Source organism: Crenobacter intestini (genome assembly GCF_004919095.1).
Classification (GTDB): domain Bacteria; phylum Pseudomonadota; class Gammaproteobacteria; order Burkholderiales; family Chromobacteriaceae; genus Craterilacuibacter; species Craterilacuibacter intestini.
Genome location: NZ_STGJ01000003.1, coordinates 249,143 through 268,189, shown reverse-complemented (window position 1 = coordinate 268,189; position 19,047 = coordinate 249,143). Strand labels below are relative to the sequence as shown.

Below are 19,047 nucleotides of genomic sequence, written 5' to 3'. Positions count from 1 at the left end.
ACACCTCCTTGTGGCGCCTAGTGTGAGGCTCTCGTGGTGTCTAGGAAAGGAGGGGCGATTCACCTCCCCTTTGCGATACATAAAAGAAATCAGGCTGAATAAGGCCAAGAGCCTGCTTGTTCACGAACATTTGCCAATAAATGTCGTACTGGAACAAGTTGGATATAAGAGCGCCTCGCAGTTTAGCCGAGAATTTAAAGAGTACTTTGGTCACCCTCCCAGCGAGGCTGCCAACATTTCTTATTCCTATATAAAACAATGAATTTATTGGTCTCATGGCACTGTGGCTTCGTAGGGACTTCCACTTAATTAGAAAAAACCAGACTAACAAGGAGTAAATCCCATCGTATCGATGCCGACTCATTGCGGAAACAACACTGGGCGCGCCGGCTCAGAAACAAAAACGCAGGTTACGTCGTGAGCACACCCTGGCACGATGGCCAACGAGTGACTGGAAGCAAGGAAACGCTTATCGTAGGCCGCATAGGCCAACCCGCGCTGAAGGCGATAGGACCCTTGAAGATTGGCCGCGCACGAGCGATCCAGAATTTTGAAAAAAGCGCCGTGATGCTCTCCGGTGTCCAGAGCGCCTTCCAGATAGGCCACCTCCGCCTCGGCGTAACGCGCTCTCGCTTGGCGGGCGTCCGACCCCAGCGCCGCCGGAAGGCCCTCGGTGCCGTATTTCCAGCGGTTTGCTTGCGGGCAAGCGGCCAGTTCTGCCGCGCTTAGCGGCGCCCAATCAAATTCGCAGTTCAGATCCTGGCATTGGGCCCAAGCGATCGCTTGGCCATTGTCGACCGGCGTTGGCCGCTGGGCGTCGAAATACAGCCACGAACCCGGGTCGGCGACCACGTAACGTACGCGCACACCGCTTGGCGGTCGTGCGAAACCGACGTAGCGCTGCACGAATTGTCCGCCCGCGGAAAAACCTGCGACCGTGACCGACTTCAGACGCGGCCACCGCTCAACAAGACGCTGTTGAAGTGCGTCGAGTGCCTGAAAAGAAGTCACGCCGCCTTCTTTTGCTTGGCCGCCGTCGATCCACGATGAACAGCTCCACAAGGCATCATTTTTTTTGGCGGCAGGCACCCCGGGGAAATCACAGCTTTTTGCGACGGAAGTTTCGACCTGGAACAGCGGTGCGACCACCACGGTGTCAGCAGCGCACCCCGCCTGTTTTGCAGCGCGCGCTGCGGCAAGCAGGGTTCGATTGGCGTCACGGGGATAACCGTGAACAACGACCAGTGCTGACTTCACTTCACGACGATCCGGAAGTTCTCCGGAGGGGAGGCGCGCCGTGTAAAAACCCAACACGCCGGAGGCGCCAAGCTTTACGCTCGCGGCTTCAGCGAGGGTCGACAGGGCCGGCACGGCCAATGGGTGCGCAAAGGTGAAACCCGGGGCCGACATCACGGCGAGTGCAATCGACAGTCGCATGGCAGCTACCCCCACCCCCTTCACGACCTCAAGCGTTGGCATGTTGGTTTCTCCAACAAAGTGCATCTACACGGAGCGTCTCTATGCAAGCCTGCGTATGCCAATGATGCCGGCTGCCATACACCCGACGCCAACAGAATGCTTACTTGAAGCGCACTGAACTGTGCCAGCCAACACACCCTTTTGCCATAGATGCGGAGATTGGTAGCGTGCCTCAACGCACGCACACTGCGCGCAAGCCAGTCTGGCGCCAGCACGGCCCAGTCTGTCGCCGCCCGCAAATACAGGCCACCTCGGCAAAGCGAGTGGGAATCGTGCCCGCCACGGCAACAGGTGGGCAGCGCAGGATTCTCGCAACGCGGCTTCGCCTTCCACGCGGCACATTGACCAGCAAGCAGCACCCCAGGCCGAAGGGATCGGTGGCTTTCACTCGCCGGCAACAAGCGCCCCCTTTACGACTGCGGCCACAGACGACCGCGCGTTCAATACCCCGCAGTCAACCCGAAGTCGAGCGCGGCGCTGGCGCCGCTGACCGCCGCGGCGGCGGGAGACAGCAGGAAGGTGATGTAGGCGGCGACTTCGTCCGGTGTGATGAAGCGCGCGGCCTCGCGTTGCGGGTAGTGTGCGAGCAGGCCGGCGAAGTAGGCTGCCGGGTTGCCGTTGCCGTAGCGGTCGGCCTGGAACTGCAGCATCGGGCTCATGATGTCGGACGGGCACAGCGCGTTGACCCGCACGCCGAAGTGCGCGAGCTCCAGCGCGAGCGCCTTGCTCATCACGGTGAGCCCGCCCTTGCTCGCGCAGTAGATGGCGGCGCCGGCGTTGCCGACCACGCCCGCGTCGGAGCTCACGTTGACAATCGCCCCGCGGCTTTGTTTCAGCGCCGGGATCGCCCGGCTGCACAGGAAGAACGCGCCCTTCAGGTTGACGTCGATGCAGCGCAGCCAGTCGTCCTCGCTCGCCTCGGCGCTGTCGCCCTCCACCCACACCCCGGCGCAGTTGATGAGCGCGTCCAGCCGCCCGTAGTGCGCCAGCACGTCGGCGACCAGACGTTCGCAGTCGACGACGCGGGTGATGTCGGCGCTCAGCGCCACACCACCGCAGTCGCTCGCCAGCGCGGCGAGTTGCGCGCGCGGGTGGTCGGCCAGCGCGAGCGATGCCCCCAGCTGCGAGAGCTGGCGGGCGCAGGCGCTGCCGACGCCGCCGGCGGCGCCGACGATCAGCACCACCTTGCCGGCGAACAGGCCCGGCGCAAAGATTCTGGTATCTATGTTCATATGCCCTTCTTTTCCTGCAGGCAGTTGCCGCCGTCGACCACCATCAGCTGGCCGGTGATGTAGCTAGCGCCCGGGCTCGCCAGGAAGGCGACCATCGCCGCCATTTCCTCGGGGCTGCCGGCACGCTCAAACGGCGTGTGGCGCGACGCGACGATTTCGCTGTCGGTCTGCGACGCGGTCGCCACCCAGCCGGGCGCGACGTTGTTGATGGTGACGCCGAAACGGGCGACGTCGAGCGCGATGCTGCGGCTCATCCCCACCATCGCCGCCTTGGCCGCGCTGTACGCCGCCTCGCCCGGGTTGCTGACCAGCGGGCCGGTCACGCTGCTCACGTTGACCACCCGCCCCCAGCCCTGCGCCACCATCGCCGGCAGGAAGGCGCGGGTGACGTTGTAGCAGGTGGTCAGGTTGCGGGTGATCGCCGCGTCCCAGTCGTCGTCGCTGCCCTCGTGAAACGGCGCGAACGCTTCGGGCACGCCCACCTGCGCCATCCCGGCGTTGTTGACCAGGATGTCGACTTTGCCGATGGCCGCGGCGAGCGCACGCACCGCTTCGCGCCCGGAGAGGTCGCACACCCGGCCCTCGGCCGCGTGGCCGGCGGCGCGCAATTCTTCGGCGCGCGCGTGGATGCGCGCGGTGGTCGACACCAGCACCACCTCGGCGCCCAGCTCGGCGAGCAGGCGCGCCGACGCGAAGCCGATGCCGGCGGCGCTGCCGGCGCCGGTTACCAGCGCGCGCTTGCCCTGCAATGCAAACAGCGGGTGCATGTCAGCCTTTCAGCTCAAGGAGCAGCGCGTCGAACACTGCGATGAAGCGGGCGATGTCGGCGGGCGGGGTGTCCGGGCACACCAGCATCATGTTGTGGAAGGGCGTGATCAACAGGCCGCGGTTGAGCAGGTAGAGGTGCACGATCTGCTCGAGCTCACTGTCGAGGATCGCGTCCGCTTCGCTGCCGTTCTTCGGCGGCACCGGGCAGAACTGGAACTCGGTACGCGCGCCGACCTGCGTCACGCACCACGGCAGGCCGTGCCGCGCGATGGTTTCGCGCAGACCCGCCGCCAGTTGCCCGGCCAGACCGAACATGGTGCGGTAGGCCTCGTCGGTCATCACCTCGGCGAGGTTGGCGCGCATCGCCGCCATTGCCAGCATGTTGGCGCTCAGCGTGGTGCCGATGCCAGAGTGGCCGGCCGGCGCTGCGCGCTTGGCCGCCTCGGCGCGGCGCGCGGTGTCGGCCGAAAAGCCGTACACCGCGCAGGGCACGCCGCCTGCCACAGGTTTGCCGAGCACCACGATGTCGGGTGCCATGCCGTGCGCGCGGGCGTAGCCGCCGGGGCCGCTACTGATGGTGTGCGTCTCGTCGATCAAGAGCAGCGCACCCGCTTCGCGGATCAGCGCCTCGGCCGCCGGCCAGTAGCCGTCTTCCGGCAGCACCATGCCGATATTGGTCATCGCAGGCTCAGCCAGCACGCAGGCGACGTCGCCCTTGGCCAGCGCTGACTTCAGCGCTGCAAGGTCGTTGAATTCGACGACGCGGGTGTGGTATGTCAGGTTGTAGACCTGCCCCAGCAGGCTGGCGCGCTGCACCGGGCGGCCGCCTTCCAGGTCGACGAACACGTCGTCGACGGTGCCGTGGTAGCAGCCGTTGAACACCAGGATCTTGTCGCGGCCGGTGATCGCGCGCGCCCAGCGGATCGCGAAGCGGTTGGCGTCGCTCGCGCTCAGCGCGAACTGCCACTTGTCCATGCCGAAGCGGCGGGAGAGCTCGGCTGCGACCCACGGCGCGTCGGGCGACGGCAGCATGGTGGTGAAGCCGCGCTGGCACTGCGCGGCGATGGCGCGCGCCACCGGCGCCGGCGCGTGGCCGAACATGGCGCCGGTGTCGCCCAGGCAGAAGTCGGTGTAGGCAAAACCGTCGACGTCGCGGATGCTGGCGCCCTGCGCCGCCTCCACGTACAGCGTGAACGGCGTCGACCAGTCGTCCATCCAGTGCAGCGGCACGCCGAACATCAGGTGTTCGGCGGCGTCGGCCGACAGCGCGCGCGAACGTGGCCGCGCAGCGGCGAAGGCCGATCGCTCGCGCTCGCGCAGTTGCAGCGCCTTGTCCCAGTTCACGCCGTGGCGCAGGGTCTGTGTGTTTTGTTCCATGTCGATTCCCCTTAGACGTGCAGTTGCAGGTGTTCGCGTTCCCACGCGGTGATGCCGCGGTTGAAGGTCTCGAATTCCTTCTCTTTGACCGCGCAGAAGGCATCAACAAATTCGCGGCCGAGGATCTCGGAGAGTTCGCTGGACGCCTGCATCAACTCGACCGCGTCTTCCAGGCTGCGCGGCAGCTCGAAGTCGAGGTCGTACGCGCTGCCCTCCATCGGCGCTGAGGGCTCTAGTCCCTGCACCATACCCAGGTAGCCGCAGGCGAGCGTCGCCGCCATCGCGAGGTAGGGGTTGACGTCGACACCCGGCACGCGGTTTTCCACGCGGCGGCCCTCTGCGCCGGACGGCGGCACGCGGATGCCGCAGGTACGGTTGTCATACCCCCAGCGCACGTTGATCGGCGCGGCGGCGTGACGGGTCAGTCGGCGGTAGGAGTTCACGTAGGGCGCGAGCATCGGCATCACCGCCGGCAGGTAGCGTTGCATGCCACCGATGTGTTGGAAGAAGAGCTCGCTTGCGCTGCCGTCGTCGCGGCTGAACACGTTGCGTCCGCTGGCGGTATCGACCACGCTCTGGTGGATATGCATGGCGCTGCCCGGCTCGCCCTCCATCGGCTTGGCCATGAAGGTCGCGAAGATGCCGTGGCGGTACGCGGTCTCGCGCACCGCGCGCTTGAAGAGGAACACCTGGTCGGCCAGCGCCATCGCGTCGCCGTGGCTGAAGTTGATCTCCATCTGGCAGGCGCCGACCTCGTGGATCAGCGTTTCGACCTTCAGTTCGGCCGCGCTGCAGAAGGTCGAGAGTTCCTGAAAGAAGGGGTCGAAGTCGTTGACCGCGTCGATCGAGAAGCTCTGACGGCCGATCTCGCTGCGCCCGGCGCGCCCGGTCGGCGGGCGCAAGGGCTCGTGCGCGTTGTTGTTCTGCGCGATCAGGTAGAACTCCATCTCCGGCGCCACCACCGGCCGCCAGCCGCGCGCCTCGTAAAGCCCCAGCACCTTGCGCAGCACCGCGCGCGGCGACATGGCGATCGGCTTGCCGTCGAAGTCTTCGCAGTCGTGGATCACCACCGCCACCTGCTCCATCGCCCACGGCACCAGGCGGATGGTCGACGCGTCGGGCACGCACACCATGTCCGGGTCGTGGGCGCCAGCGAAGCGCGCGTAGTCGGCGAACTCGCCGTTGACGGTGATGGTCAGCACCGCGCGCGACATCTTCATGCTGTCCTCGGCGAGGAACAGGTTTTTCGGGACGATCTTGCCGCGCGCCATTCCCGTCATGTCGGGGATCACGCACTCGATCTCGTGGATCGCGTGTTCGCGGATAAAGGCCTGCATCGCTTCGTTCATGGGGTTCTCCGTTGCCGTGGCGGGCGGCGGCATGCGTGAGCCGGCTGCCCTGTTGTGAGCGCAGCATAGATTTGATCAAATCTTAATGTCAACATTTGATCAAATATTGGCAGCCGCAGGCACCCCTGCTATGCTCGGCCGACCTTATCCGCTTGCGATCCACCATGAAGACCGACGACGCCTCGACCCTGCAGGACCAGACCTACCAGCGGCTGCGCGAAGCGCTGATGCTCGGGCGCTGGCTGCCGGGCGAGCGGCTGAAGATCCAGCCGCTCGCCGCGGAACTTGGCGTCGGCACCATGCCGGTACGCACCGCGCTGCAGCGGCTGGTCGCCGAGAAGGCGCTGATCAACGTCCCCAACTGCGGGGTGACCGTGCCGCAACTGGACGTCGGCGCCTTCGACGACATCCTCGCCACCCGCATCCTGCTCGAGGGCGAGGCGGCACGGCTGGGCGCGCAGAGGCTGGATAGTGCAGAGCGCGCCGCGCTGCAGGCGCTGGTGGGGAAGATGGACGCGGCGATCGCCGCGGGCGACGTGAAGGGGTATCTGGATGCGAACGAGGCGTTCCACCTCGCGCTCTATCGGGCGGCGGGCTCGCCGATGCTGATGACGCTGATCGAGACGGTGTGGCTGTACGTCGGACCGATCTCCAACAACCTGCAGCAGGACCCGGCGGTGTGGGCGAGCATGAACGACGCGCACACCGCCCTACTGCTGGCGCTGGAAAACGACGACGCAAACAGCGTGGCTGGCGCGATCGCCGACGACCTCAAGACCGCCGGCGCCTACCTGCGCACGCTGTGCACGGCGTAGGCCACGCGCGCAGCTAAGCGTAGTGGACCGGCCGCCCAAGCTGGTTCAGGCAGGCCCTCAGTTGCTCGCGCGCGGCCGGATCGGCGCTGAACTGGATGGCAACCGCCGTCAATGCACCCTCGGCCGTCTGGCGGACGATGCGGCCGGACAGACGGATAGGCTGCTGGCTGCGATACGCGTCGAGCGAGTCCTGCGGCGGACGCAATTCGAGCTGCACCGGCGCGGCGGCGTCCGGCAGCGCCTGCGGCAGCCTGACCAGCATACCCCCGAGCGACAGATTCTGTGAAATGCCCTCCTCGCACACGCCACCTTGCTCGAGCACGACGACCAGCTTGTTGTCCGCGCGCGGCTCGGCGCGCTGCTCGTCCGACTCGCCCGCCTGCCCCCCGCTCTTGTCGAACTGGAAGTCCGCGAGCAAGGCGCTCATCTGCCCGGCCACCTGGTAGAGGTCCTGGCTGATCACGTCGGTGATGTTGATGCGCGAAGTGCTCTGTTCGAGCGTCGTATACAGCCCGGAGAGCTGGCGGGTCTGGCTGCCCAGATGGCGGTTCTGCTCGTCGACCACCCGGTGGATGCCCTCGGCGCACGCACGGGTGGCCTGAGTACTGTCCGCGATCACGTCCATGCAACGGGAGCTCTGCCTCGATTGTTCAAGCCCAGCCGCGAGGCTGTGCTCGATCGCTTCCATCGCCTCGCGGCACGCGCAGAGCGAGCCACCAAAATGCTCGACGATGCGCATGATGTCGTTGGCGGCCAGCGAGGTGCGCTGGGCGAGCCCGCGCACCTCGTCCGCCACCACGGCAAAGCCGCGCCCGGCCTCGCCGGCGCGGGCCGCCTCGATCGCAGCGTTCAGCGACAGGATGTTGGTCTGCTCGGTGATGCGGCGGATGGTGTCGACGATCAGGCCGATATTGTCGCCGGCCTTGCTCAGCTCGCCGAAACGGTTCTCGGCCTCGCGCGCCTGCGCGGCGATATTGGCGAGCTCCTGCTGGCTGCGCGCCACGGCCGCGCGGCCGTTCTCGACGCGTTCGAGCGCGTCGCGCACCTGCTCAAGCGTCTCGTCGGACAACTGCTTGACCTGGTCGGCGGTGCCGAGCAGCGCGTCGGAGATCTGGTTCACCTCGTCCGCCTGCGTCGACTGCTGGGTGTTGACCGTCACGATATCGTTGCTGATATCGGAAATCTGGTAGGACGACACCGAAATCTGCTGGCTGACCTGATGGATGCGCCGCATATGGTCGGCCAGCTGCACGACCATGCGTTCAAGCTGGCCAAGCAGGCTGTCTGGTGGATAGCTGGCCTTGGGTTCATGCAGCTTGCCGGCAGCCACTTCGCTCGCCATGCGCAAGGCATGGGTTGGCTCGCCGCCGAGCAGGGCGAATAGCCGCCGCCCCAGCAACAGGTTGCTGCCCAGCAGCAGCAAGGCGGCCACGGCGACGGCCAGCCCGAAATGGACCATCGAATGCAGGGAGCCGGACAGCTCGCCGTCCGCCTGCGCCGCCCGGGCTTCGAGCGACGCGGACAACTGGTCCAGCGCCGAGGTCAAGGCCAGCGCCTCCTGGTCGAAGCCGCCGGCGCCCTTCATCAGCGCGTTGCCGGCGTCCCGCCCCTCGCGGATGTAGGCGAGCGCCATCTTTTCACCGGTCTGGTAGTAGGACGGCAGGCGGGCCGCCACCGCGTCCAGCGCGGCGGCCTGCCCTGGCTGCTGACGCTGCAAGTCGGCCAGCAGCGCCTGTGCCGCCGTGTAGTGCTGCCTGGCGTCGGAAAAGTCGGCCTCGCCGACCGCCGAGGCGTCGGTCAGGAACTGCTGCACCTGCACCACATGAAAGCGCAGGTCCTTGAACTGGCGCACGGCTGCCTCGGATTGCCGGGCCGACTGGCTGGCCGCCAGCAAGTCGCGCCCCTCCAGCCAGAGCGCAAAACAGCCGATGGACAGAAGCAGGGCAAAAACAAGGGATTGCCGCAATAGCAACTTGCGCAGGGAAAACATGGTCGGGCTCAATATCGATATGCAAGATCTGAATAACCTTGCACTATATATGACAATAGCCTTATTTGTCTTCCGCGCCAGCGCGCATGGCCGAACCGGTGCCCGGCCACCACCGCCAGGCGGCCGCCCCTACGCGTTTAGCCGAGCCGGCCGCTGTCGCGGGCAAGGTAGAACCACTCCTGCCCGGCCTGCGCCTTGGTGTTGGGGAACACGATGCGCCCGTCGTCCACCGCCAGCACCGGCGTGCCGTCGGCGCGGGTGCCGATGCGCTGCCCCTTGGTGACCGCATCGAAGCTGGTCCATTCGCGATCGAACGCGTCGTCCGCGTGCAGGCGGTCGACCACCTCGTAGAGCGACAGCGACTCGATGCCAGCCACCACCGCAGGTTCGGCGGCGTCAATCAGGCCCAGGTGGGCGAGCGTGCGCTCGATCGCGTTGTAGGCGACTTCCGGCGCCGCCGGGTCGTCGTGGCGGCCGCACTCCAGCGTCAGCGCCCAGCCGCCGCTGCGGCGCATCCACTCGGTGGTGCCCATGCCGTAGCGCGGGTCGCTGTTGAGTTCGGCCTGGCGGGTTGCCGCCTCGCCATAGCGCTCGACGCGGCGCTTCACCCCCAGCGCGTAGGTCGACAGCCAGCCGTCGACCGCGCGGCCCACGCCCAGACGGCGCGCCAGCGCCTCTTCCTTGGCGGCGTGCGCGAAGGGTTCGAGCCCCGCCTCGTTGTCGCGCGGGCCGAGAAACACGAAGGCCTCGCCGCGCGACTGGAAGGAATGCAGGTCGAGCAGCACGTCGTGGCGAGCCAGGAGCGGGCACAGCCAGTTGGCGACATGGTCCTCGAACTCGCGCGGGGTGTCGGTCGGCGCGAGGTTGCGGTTGAGGTTGCGGTCGCCCGAACGCTCGCCCTTCTGGTAGGCGAGCGGGTTGGTCACCGGCACGAAGGTGACGGCGCCGGCCTTGAGCGCGCGCTCGCCGGTATCGAACTCGCGGACCATGCGGCGGATCGCCGCGGTACCGCACACCTCGTTGCCGTGGACGGCGCCGAGGACGATCAGGCGCGTCCCCGCTTGCGGGGACGCGTAGGAATGGGCAGCAAACTGCAGGGGAAGGGTCATGACGGTCTCTGTTCGGCTAACCGCAAGAAGATAAACCCTAAGCGCACCTCATGCCAATGAGGTGCACCCCACCCCCGTTTCAGATGGCCAGCCCCAGCGCAGCCAGCGCCTCGCGCGCGAGTGCCTCGCGCTTGGGCAGCTCGTCCATGCGCCCGCCCGCGACCTCCATGTTCAGCGCGAACGCGTACGCCTTGCCGCCCTGCTCGACCCAGCCTGCGAACCAGCCGACCGACGGCAGCTGACGACCGCTCCAGCCGGTCTTGCCGTAGAGCCGCCACCCGTCGCCGCTCTCCTTGAGCGCGATCCCGCGCACCGATGCCTGCACCGCGGCAGGCAGCGGCAGGCGGCCGCGCGCGAGCCTGGCGAGGAAGGCCGCCTGTTCGTTCGCGCTGATCCTGAGCGCGCCGCCTTCCAGCCAGAAGTTGTCGACGGCCGGGCCGATGTCGCGGTTGCCGTAACCCAGCCTGTCCAGACCCGATTGCATGCGCTTGGGGCCGATCGCGCGCGCGATTTGCTGGAAGGCCGGCACGTTGGACGCGGCGAAGGCCTGGCCAAGGTTCATGTCCTGTTTCCACGCAGCGAGGAACACCGGCCGGCCGTCGTAATGCCAGAACACCGCGTCCGCCGACGGCACGACGCCGTAGTCGAGCGCGAGCAGGCTGTTGACGAACTTGAAGGTCGACGCCGGCAAATAGGGCGTCGCCGCACGCTTTCGGTTGTACGCCAGCGTCTCACCGCTGTCGGCGTCGACCAGCACGAAGGTGACGGCCTCGCCGTGGCGGGAGAGTGCGGCGTCCAGCGCCTGCTGGCGGCTCCCGGCCTGCGCGGCCAGCGGCAGGCAAAGCAACAGGGCGGCGCCCAGTGCAAACAGTTTCTTGAACATCCAGCCGGACCTCATTCAGTCATTCAAAAACAAACCCCGCCAAGCGGCGGGGTTGGAGAGCGCGCGCATTTTACACTAGCGCTTGAGGCGGGCAAACGCCTCGGCCATCGCGTTGTTCTGCGGTGCCTTCTCGGGTGCGCGGCCCTTGCCCTGGCCGGCCCCCTGAGACGTGCGCGGGCCGCTGCGGCGTTCGGCGGCGGCACCGGCGGCCGGTGCCTTGTCGTCCAGCCGCATGGTCAGCGCGATGCGCTTGCGCGGCACGTCGACCTCGAGCACCTTCACGCGCACCACGTCGCCGGCCTTCACCACCTTGCGCGGGTCGTCGACGAACTTGTTCGACAAGGCCGAGATATGCACGAGGCCGTCCTGGTGCACGCCGATGTCGACGAAGGCGCCGAAGGCGGCGACGTTGCTGACCACGCCCTCCAGCAGCATGCCGGGTACCAGGTCCTTGATGTCCTCGACGCCGTCCTGGAAAGTGGCGGTCTTGAACGCCGGGCGCGGGTCGCGGCCGGGCTTGTCCAGCTCCTTCAGGATGTCGACCACCGTCGGCAGGCCGAAGCGCTCGTCGGTGTAGTCGGCGGCGTTGAGCGACTTGAGGTAGCCGCTGTCGCCGATCACGCCAGCCACCGCGCGGCCACTCGCCTTGACGATCTTCTCGACCAGCGGGTACGCCTCGGGGTGGACCGCGGAGGCGTCCAGCGGGTTGGCGCCGCCGATCACCCGCAAGAAGCCCGCCGCCTGCTCGAAGGTCTTCTCGCCCAGCCGCGGCACCTTCATCAGCGCCTTGCGGTCGGCGAACGCGCCGTGTGCGTCGCGGTAGGCGACGATATTGCCCGCCAGCGTCGCGTTGAGGCCGGAGATGCGCGCCAAGAGCGGCGCCGACGCGATATTGACGTCGACGCCGACCGCGTTCACGCAGTCCTCGACCACCGCGTCCAGGCTCTTCGCGAGCTGGCTCTGGTTGACGTCGTGCTGGTACTGGCCGACGCCGATGCTCTTGGGCTCGATCTTCACCAACTCGGCCAGCGGGTCCTGCAGGCGGCGCGCGATCGACACCGCGCCGCGGATCGAGACGTCGAGGTCGGGGAATTCGCGCGCGGCAAGCTCGGACGCCGAGTACACGGAAGCGCCGGCCTCAGAGACCACCACCTTGTGCATCGCAAGCTCGGGCAGGCCGCGCACGAGTTCGCCGGCGAGCTTGTCGGTCTCGCGGCTGGCGGTGCCGTTGCCGATCGCGATCAGCTCGACCCTGTGCTTCACGCACAGCCGCGCCAGGATCGCGAGCGCGCCGTTCCAGTCGCGGCGCGGCTCGTGCGGGAAGACGGCAGCGGTGTCGACCAGCTTGCCGGTGTCGTCGACCACCGCGACCTTCACGCCGGTGCGCAAGCCCGGGTCGAGGCCCATCGTCGCGCGGCGGCCGGCCGGCGCGGCGAGCAGCAGGTCGTGCAGGTTGGCGGCGAACACGCGGATCGCGTCGCCGTCGGCCGCGTCCTTCAGGCGGCCAACCAGTTCGATCTCCAGCGACAGGAACACCTTGGCGCGCCAGGCGAGGCGCACGGTGTCGAGCAGCCACTTGTCGGCGGCCCGGCCCTGGTCGGCCACGCCGAAGCGCGCCGCGATCAGCCCCTCGTACACCGAGCGTTCGGCTACCGGCGTGTCGTCCGGCTGGTACTTGAGCGCGACGGCGAGCACCCCCTCGCCGCGCGCGCGCAGGATCGCCAGCGCGCGGTGCGAGGGCAGCGAGCGGATCGGCTCGCGGTGGTCGAAGTAGTCGGAGAACTTGGCGCCCTCGCCTTCCTTGCCTTCCACCACGCGGGTGGCGAGTTCGCCCTCGGCCCACAGCCGCTCGCGCAGACGGCCGATCAGCTCGGCGTCCTCGGCGAAGCGTTCGATCAGGATCGCGCGTGCGCCGTCGAGCGCGGCCTTGGCGTCCGCCACGCCCTTGTCGGCGTCCACATACGCGAGTGCGGCGTCTTCGGGCGTGAGTGCCGGGTTTTCCAGCAGCGCCAGCGCCAAAGGCTCGAGCCCGGCCTCGCGCGCGATCTGCGCGCGGGTGCGCCGCTTGGGCTTGTAGGGGAGATACAGGTCTTCGAGCGTGGTCTTGTTGTCGGCCGCCTCGATCGCGGCCTGCAAGGGCGCATCAAGCTTGCCCTGCTCGGCGATGCTGGCGAGGACCACCTGCCGGCGTGCGTCCAGTTCGCGCAGGTAAGTCAGCCGCTCGGCAAGCGTGCGCAACTGGGTGTCGTCGAGCCCACCGGTGACTTCCTTGCGGTAGCGGGCGATAAAGGGGACGGTCGCGCCCTCGTCGATCAGCGCGACGGTCGCTGCAACCTGCGATTCGCGCACCGAGAGTTCGGCGGCGAGGCGGCGCTCGATGGATGGGATCATGCGGCTTTCCGTATCAACCGGGAAAAGCCGCTACTCTACCGCCGGTTGCGGCGATTGCAAGCGTCAGCCGGCGCGGGCGAGCCAGACCTGCGCCTCTTCGACGGTCTCGAAGTACTGTGCCTTGGCGTCGGACAGCATGCCGGCCAGGTGCGCGGCGAGCTTGATCCACACGTCGTCGACGACGATGGCGATGCGGCCGAAGTCCTCTTCGTGCGCGCGCACGAACTTCACTTCCTCGATCGCCATGTCGATGGTGAAGTCACGCATCTCGGAGAGGTCGAGCAGCACGTCCGGCTTGCCGTGCTCGGCCAGCCGCTTCATCAGCGCCTCCTCGAACAGCTTGAAGTCGGCAAGGGTAAACTCGTTGAAGAGCGCGACGTCGAGGCCGTAGTCCTGTTCGCGGATCGAGATCATGGTATGCCTTTCCTGCAGTGGTTATGCTGTGCTCATTCTACCGCCGTCCGGCGACGATGCCACTGACGACAATCAATACTATGGCAGCGATCGACGACACGGGCAGCGGCTCGCCCCACAAGCCCACCCCCAGCAGCGTCGAAAACACCACGGTCAGGTAGGAGAGGTTGGCCGCGAACAGCTTGCTGCCGACCTTGTACGCGCGGGTCATCGCCAGTTGCGCGAGCGTCGCGGTCAGCCCGACGCCGGCGATCGCCAGCCATGCGTCCCGGTCCGGCATCTGCCAGTCGCCGGTAAGCGAGATCATCAGCGCGCCGCCGATCGTCGACACCAGCGCAAAGAAGAACACCACCCGCCACTCGGGCTCGCCGCGCCGCCCGAGTTCGCGTACCTGCAGGTAGGACCAGCCGGCGAGCAAGCCCGACGAGAGCCCGAGCACGCCGGCCAGCCACGCGTCGGCGGCGAGCGTCGGCCTGAGCAGCAGCACCACGCCGGCAAAGCCCGCGGCCAGCGCGACAAGCGCCCCTGCGCGCAGCCGCTCTCGCAGCAGCAACACCGAGAGCAGCGCGAGGAACATCGGCGAGGTGTAGTTGAGGGTGACCGCGGTCGACAGCGGCAGGTGCACGATCGCATAGAAGTAGCCCAGCAGCGCGCAGTACGCGACCACGCCGCGGCGCAGGTGCACCGGCCAGTTGGGCGTCGCGAAGCGCTGGCGGCGCGCGAGCGCCGGCACGCCGATCAGCACCACGCCGAACAGCGAGCGCCAGAACACCAGCTCGACCGACGAGAGCGTCGCCGAGCCGAGCTTGACGAACACGCCCATCTGGGCAAACAAAAGCGCGGCGACCACCATCCAGCCGGCACCCAGCCGCACGCCGGCGGTCGCAATTAATTTCTTCATCAGTCGGTTTCTAGCGTGACAGGCGCGCGGCGAGCACGCCCGAGGCAATCACCATGGCCATCGCGGCGACGCTGGCAGCGCCCAGGGGCTCTCCCCACAGCGCAAAGCCCAGCAAGGCCGAGAACACCACGGTCAGGTAGGCAAGGCTCGCCACCGCGAAGCGCCGCCCTTCGCGGTAGGCACGGGTCATGCAAAGCTGGCCGGCAAGGCCGGACACCGCGACCCCGGCGAGCGCAGGCAGGCTCGCCGCGTCCGGCGCCGAGAAGCCCGGCCCCAGCGCGAGCAGCAGCGCGCCGACGCCGCTGGCGATCCAGAAGAACCAGAACACCGTCCGCCAGGCAGGCTCGCCCAGCTGGCCAAGCTCGCGCACCTGGAACACCGCGAAGCCCGCGCTGACGCCCGAACCCAGCCCGATCAGCGTCGGCCACCACAGGCCGGAGGAGAAACTCGGCTGCAACAGCACGATCACGCCGGAAAAGCCCAGCGCGAGCGTCCCCAACAGCGCGGCCGATGGCCGGTCACCCAGCTTCGCCACGCACAGCAGCACGAAAAACAGCGAAGACGTGTAGTTGAGGGTGACCGCGGTCGACAACGGCAAGTTGGCGAGCGCGTAGAACAGCATCCCCATCGACGCGTAGCCGATCAGCGCGCGCTTGGCGTGCGCGCCCAGATGCGGCGTGCGCGGCGACTGGCCGCGCAGCGCCATCAAGCAGGAGAGCACCAGCGCACCCAAGAGCGTGCGCCAGAACAGGATCTCGAACGGGCCGTGCCGGGCAGCGCCCAGCTTCACGCACACGCCCATCAGCGCGAAGGCGGCGGCGGCGAGCACCATCCACCACGCGCCAAGGCCGCGCGTGCGTACGCCCGCCCAGGGCAGACGGGAGACCTGCGCCGTCATCGTTTACCCCCGCCCACGCGCAGGCCGCGGCACAGCCGCGCGAAGTCCTGCCGGTAGCGGTGGAATTCGGACGCGTTGGCGCTGCAGTCGGCGTCCAGCAACTGGCGGCCGTCGGCGCCAAGCTGCATGACCCGCAGGTGGCGGCGCACGATCCACAGGCCGTTAGCGACGTTCTCGCTTTGCCGGTAATCGACCTCGAGCCGGCCTTGCTTGCGGTCCAGCCGCACCGCGTCGGCCGCCTCGCGGCCGCCAGACGCCTTGCGGTAGCGCCGCTCGAGCCGGCCGAGCACGTCGCCCTTGCCCGCCTTGCGCCAGGTGATGCTCGCACGCGCGTCGCCGCGCTCGCGGTCTTCCATGCTTTTGGGGTGGGCGGCCAGTTCGCGCTTGTTGCCGTCGCCGACCGCGCTCACCCGCCAGCGCTCGGGCACGTCGAGCGTCAGCGGCCACGCGCGGTCGCGGTACGCCGCCGCGTGGCTCGCGCAAGGGATCAGCATCAGGCAGAACAGGGACAGCAACAGGCGTTTCATCGGCGTTTCCGGGGGGACTCGCCCGTTGGCGGGCGAGCCTCCTATTGTGCCCCAACTCATACTGCATCAACCACCCCCTGCCGGAAACCCTGATTGCGTGAAACGTAAGTTGCCGTTTTCAAACGGTTGTTTTAGAGTCACGCGTCATAAGCCATGCCGGCGCGTCGACCGGCCTCACGGCATACAACACGAGGAGACTTGCCATGAACGTCCAGTCATTGCTTGAGTGGTTCATCCCGCCCGAGGTACGCACCCAGCCCGAGCTGCTGATCCGCGCCCGCACCCTGGTCAGCGCCGCGCTGACCGCCGGCCTGCTCGCGCCCTTGTTCGCGCTCTCCTACTTCAAGCTCGGCCACGCGCTGATGGGCGAAGGCATCCTCGCCGGCTGCGTCGCGCTGCTGGTGGGGGTGTTCGTGCTCAAGGCGACCGGCTGGGTGAAACTGACCGCCGAGTATGTGGTGTGCTGCCTGTTCGGCCTCGTCAACTGGATGGTGATCGTCAACGGCGGCATCCTGTCGACCAGCGCAGTCTGGTTCGCCGCCGTCCCGGTCGCCGCGGTGTTCGTCGGCGGCCGCGTCAGCGGCATGGTGTGGGCGGTGCTGACCCTGCTTGCCATCATCGGCGTGCTGCTCGCGTCGCAGGCCGGCCTGTTGCCGCCGACCCCGATCCCGCACGAAGAATTTCCGGTGTTGCAGGCCAAGTCGCTGGTCGGGCTCGCGCTGACCGTGTTCATCCTGTCGCTGTCCTTCGAGAAGGCCAAGAGCCGCGGCTTCGAGCGGCTGGAAGCCGCACGCCGCGACAGCGAGCGCGCGTCGCAGGCGCTGCGCGAGATGATGGAGCAGGTCACCCGCTCGATCGACGCGGCCGGCGCCGAGAGCCGCGACATCGCCGCCAGCTCCGCGTCGATGGCGCGCACCATGGGCGAACAGAAGCAGCGCTCGGATTCGATGGTCGTCGAAGTCAGCCAGATGACCGCGCTCAACGCGCAAAACGCCGAAGGCGCCGAACGCGCCAACCGCACCGCGGGCGAGGCCGGCTCGGCGGCCAGCGGCGGCGGCGAGGCGATGGACCTTGCCGTGCGCCAGCTCTCCGACGCGCGCGCGGTGATCCGCCAGGCAGCGCAGAAGCTGGAGGAACTGGGCGAGCGCAGCGCCGAAGTCGACAACATCGTGCAGATGATCCGCGAGATCGCCGACCAGACCAACCTCCTGGCGCTCAACGCGGCGATCGAAGCGGCGCGCGCCGGCGAATCCGGCCGCGGCTTCGCGGTGGTCGCCGACGAAGTCAGGAAACTGGCCGAGCGCACGCAGAAGGCGACGCTCGACATCGGCGACAAGATCCGGCTGATCCTCGAGGGCACCCAAGCGTCCATCGTCGCCATGCGCGATGGCAACGCGCAGATGAAGACCGGCGGCGAGCACGCGCAGCTGGCTCAGGAAAAGCTCTCCGGCATCATCAGGAGCACGCACGAACTCGCCTCCCTGCTCGACACCGTCAGCGCCTCGCAAAACCGGCAGAACGCGGTGTTCGGCCACTTCAGCCAGGACATCCACGCCGTCGGCGAGGCCAGCGGCCAGCTCTTCAGCGAGACCGAGCACATCGCGCAGGCGACCCGCCGCCTCGACACCCTGCTCGCCGAGCTCGCCGGCACGGTGCGCCGCCTGGACCATGCACCGGCGCACGGCACGGCCAGCTTCACCGAGGCCGCCCACCGGCCGGCTTACGCTTAAGGCCACCTTTGCGGCGGGTCAAGTTTTGGCGGCCCGCCGTTTGACCCGTCCGCCCGCGCGGCGCAGCATCGCATTTTTACCGACCCGGGCCACCCAAGATGCTGACCGTCTACACCGACGCCCACCGCCTGCACGCGGGGCGCGCCGAACTCTATAACGGCACGATCACGCCGTGCTTCGAAAAACCCGAACGCGCAGACATGGTGCTCGCGCGCGTGCGCGACAGCGCCCTGGGCGAAGTGCGCGCCCCTAAGGATCACGGCCTCGCGCCGGTGCTCGCCGTGCACGATGAAGGCTATGTGCGTTTCTGGGAGACGGCATGGCAGCGCTGGAGCGAGGGCGGCCGGGACTGGGACGCCCTGCCCAAGATGTGGCAAGTCCGCCGGCTGCGCGCGACCATCCCCGACCATGTCGAAGGGCAGCTCTGCTACTACTCGATGGACGCCGGCACCCCGCTGACCGCCGGCACCTGGCAGGCGATCACCGGCGCCGCCAACGTCGCGGTCACCGCCGCCGACCACCTCCTGAGCGGCGCGAAGAGCGCGTTCGCACTGACCCGCCCGCCCGGCCACCACGCCGCGCGCGACTACTGCGGCGGCTACTGCTACTTCAACAACGCGGCCATCGCAGCCGAGCGGCTGCGCGCGGGCGGCGCGCACCGCGTCGCGCTGCTCGACGTCGACTACCACCACGGCAACGGCACGCAGGATATCTTCTACCAGCGCGACGACGTGCTGTTTTTGTCCATCCACGGCGACCCGCGCACCGAGTACCCGTTCTTCCTCGGCCACGCCGACGAGACCGGCGAAGGCGCGGGCCTGGGCTACAACGCGAACTTCCCGCTGGCGGCGGGCAGCAGCGTGGACGCCTGGTTTGCCGCGCTGGACGCCGCATGCAAGCGCATCGAGGCGTATGGCGCGGACGCGCTGGTGATCTCGCTCGGCGTCGACACCTACGAGGGCGACCCGATCTCGCGCTTCTCGCTCGCGCACGACGACTTCCTGCGCATCGGCCAGCGCCTCGCCCGGCTGGGCCTGCCGACTCAGTTCTGTTTCGAGGGTGGCTACGCGGTGGAGCCGATCGGCGTCAACGCGGTCAACGTGCTGCAGGGCTTCGAATTAGGGTAATTGATCTAGATCAGATGGCTTTCGCTTGTCACTACCCTGCCGCTGTTGCGCCGCCTA

Annotated in this window: 17 protein-coding genes; 4 read left to right on the top strand and 13 right to left on the bottom strand. The window is 67.8% G+C overall.

What is annotated here, in order from left to right; translation table 11 throughout:
* Positions 1 to 262 (top strand): helix-turn-helix transcriptional regulator (locus tag E5K04_RS05225; protein WP_136551830.1); only part of this gene is annotated, 262 nt, incomplete at its 5' end.
* Between the two features lie 98 nt (positions 263 to 360).
* Here the strand turns inward: E5K04_RS05225 and E5K04_RS05220 are convergent.
* The 5 genes from E5K04_RS05220 to E5K04_RS05200 form a co-directional block, all read right to left on the bottom strand.
* Positions 361 to 1,479, bottom strand: a complete 1,119-nt coding sequence (locus tag E5K04_RS05220) for a hypothetical protein (protein ID WP_205700301.1) — start codon at positions 1,477 to 1,479, stop codon at positions 361 to 363.
* Positions 1,480 to 1,919: 440 nt separating this feature from the next.
* On the bottom strand, positions 1,920 to 2,711 hold the full coding sequence (locus E5K04_RS05215; protein WP_136551829.1) for an SDR family NAD(P)-dependent oxidoreductase: 792 nt from the start codon (positions 2,709 to 2,711) through the stop codon (positions 1,920 to 1,922).
* Positions 2,708 to 3,478, bottom strand: coding sequence for an SDR family NAD(P)-dependent oxidoreductase (locus E5K04_RS05210; protein WP_136551828.1), 771 nt, complete (start codon positions 3,476 to 3,478; stop codon positions 2,708 to 2,710). Before E5K04_RS05210 ends, E5K04_RS05215 begins: the two co-directional genes overlap by 4 nt.
* A gap of 1 nt (position 3,479) precedes the next feature.
* The gene (locus E5K04_RS05205; protein WP_136551827.1) at positions 3,480 to 4,856 is read right to left on the bottom strand and encodes an aspartate aminotransferase family protein; all 1,377 of its coding nucleotides are present in this window, start codon (positions 4,854 to 4,856) and stop codon (positions 3,480 to 3,482) included.
* An 11-nt stretch (positions 4,857 to 4,867) separates the two neighbouring features.
* Complete coding sequence (locus tag E5K04_RS05200) at positions 4,868 to 6,205, bottom strand: glutamine synthetase family protein (protein ID WP_136551826.1); 1,338 nt, start codon at positions 6,203 to 6,205, stop codon at positions 4,868 to 4,870.
* A gap of 164 nt (positions 6,206 to 6,369) precedes the next feature.
* Between E5K04_RS05200 and E5K04_RS05195 the strand changes: the two genes are divergently transcribed.
* Positions 6,370 to 7,020, top strand: a complete 651-nt coding sequence (locus E5K04_RS05195; protein WP_136551825.1) for a GntR family transcriptional regulator — start codon at positions 6,370 to 6,372, stop codon at positions 7,018 to 7,020.
* Between the two features lie 13 nt (positions 7,021 to 7,033).
* On the opposite strand, the gene E5K04_RS05190 is transcribed toward E5K04_RS05195, so the two are convergent.
* The 8 genes from E5K04_RS05190 to E5K04_RS05155 form a co-directional block, all read right to left on the bottom strand.
* The gene (locus tag E5K04_RS05190; RefSeq protein WP_136551824.1) at positions 7,034 to 9,010 is read right to left on the bottom strand and encodes a methyl-accepting chemotaxis protein; all 1,977 of its coding nucleotides are present in this window, start codon (positions 9,008 to 9,010) and stop codon (positions 7,034 to 7,036) included.
* A 137-nt stretch (positions 9,011 to 9,147) separates the two neighbouring features.
* Positions 9,148 to 10,119 carry a M14 family metallopeptidase gene (locus E5K04_RS05185; RefSeq protein ID WP_136551823.1) on the bottom strand — a complete coding sequence of 324 codons (972 nt, stop codon included), beginning with the start codon at positions 10,117 to 10,119 and terminating at the stop codon, positions 9,148 to 9,150.
* A gap of 79 nt (positions 10,120 to 10,198) precedes the next feature.
* Positions 10,199 to 11,002, bottom strand: a complete 804-nt coding sequence (locus tag E5K04_RS05180; RefSeq protein WP_168929163.1) for a penicillin-binding transpeptidase domain-containing protein — start codon at positions 11,000 to 11,002, stop codon at positions 10,199 to 10,201.
* 75 nt (positions 11,003 to 11,077) lie between these two features.
* A complete protein-coding gene (locus tag E5K04_RS05175) occupies positions 11,078 to 13,393 on the bottom strand; it encodes a Tex family protein (protein WP_136551821.1) in 2,316 nt (771 codons plus the stop codon).
* Between the two features lie 63 nt (positions 13,394 to 13,456).
* Positions 13,457 to 13,807, bottom strand: a complete 351-nt coding sequence (locus E5K04_RS05170) for a SpoIIAA family protein (protein WP_136551820.1) — start codon at positions 13,805 to 13,807, stop codon at positions 13,457 to 13,459.
* Between the two features lie 37 nt (positions 13,808 to 13,844).
* Entirely contained in the window at positions 13,845 to 14,708 is an 864-nt protein-coding gene (locus E5K04_RS05165) for a DMT family transporter (protein WP_235844274.1), read from the bottom strand.
* Positions 14,709 to 14,718: 10 nt separating this feature from the next.
* Positions 14,719 to 15,606: a DMT family transporter gene (locus tag E5K04_RS05160; RefSeq protein ID WP_235844272.1), complete on the bottom strand. Its 888-nt coding sequence runs from the start codon at positions 15,604 to 15,606 to the stop codon at positions 14,719 to 14,721.
* Positions 15,603 to 16,133: a hypothetical protein gene (locus E5K04_RS05155; RefSeq protein ID WP_136551819.1), complete on the bottom strand. Its 531-nt coding sequence runs from the start codon at positions 16,131 to 16,133 to the stop codon at positions 15,603 to 15,605. Before E5K04_RS05155 ends, E5K04_RS05160 begins: the two co-directional genes overlap by 4 nt.
* Positions 16,134 to 16,336: 203 nt before the next feature.
* Between E5K04_RS05155 and E5K04_RS05150 the strand changes: the two genes are divergently transcribed.
* A complete protein-coding gene (locus E5K04_RS05150) occupies positions 16,337 to 17,863 on the top strand; it encodes a methyl-accepting chemotaxis protein (RefSeq protein ID WP_136551818.1) in 1,527 nt (508 codons plus the stop codon).
* Positions 17,864 to 17,961: 98 nt separating this feature from the next.
* On the top strand, positions 17,962 to 18,990 hold the full coding sequence (locus E5K04_RS05145; protein ID WP_136551817.1) for a histone deacetylase family protein: 1,029 nt from the start codon (positions 17,962 to 17,964) through the stop codon (positions 18,988 to 18,990).
* Positions 18,991 to 19,047: the final 57 nt, after the last annotated feature.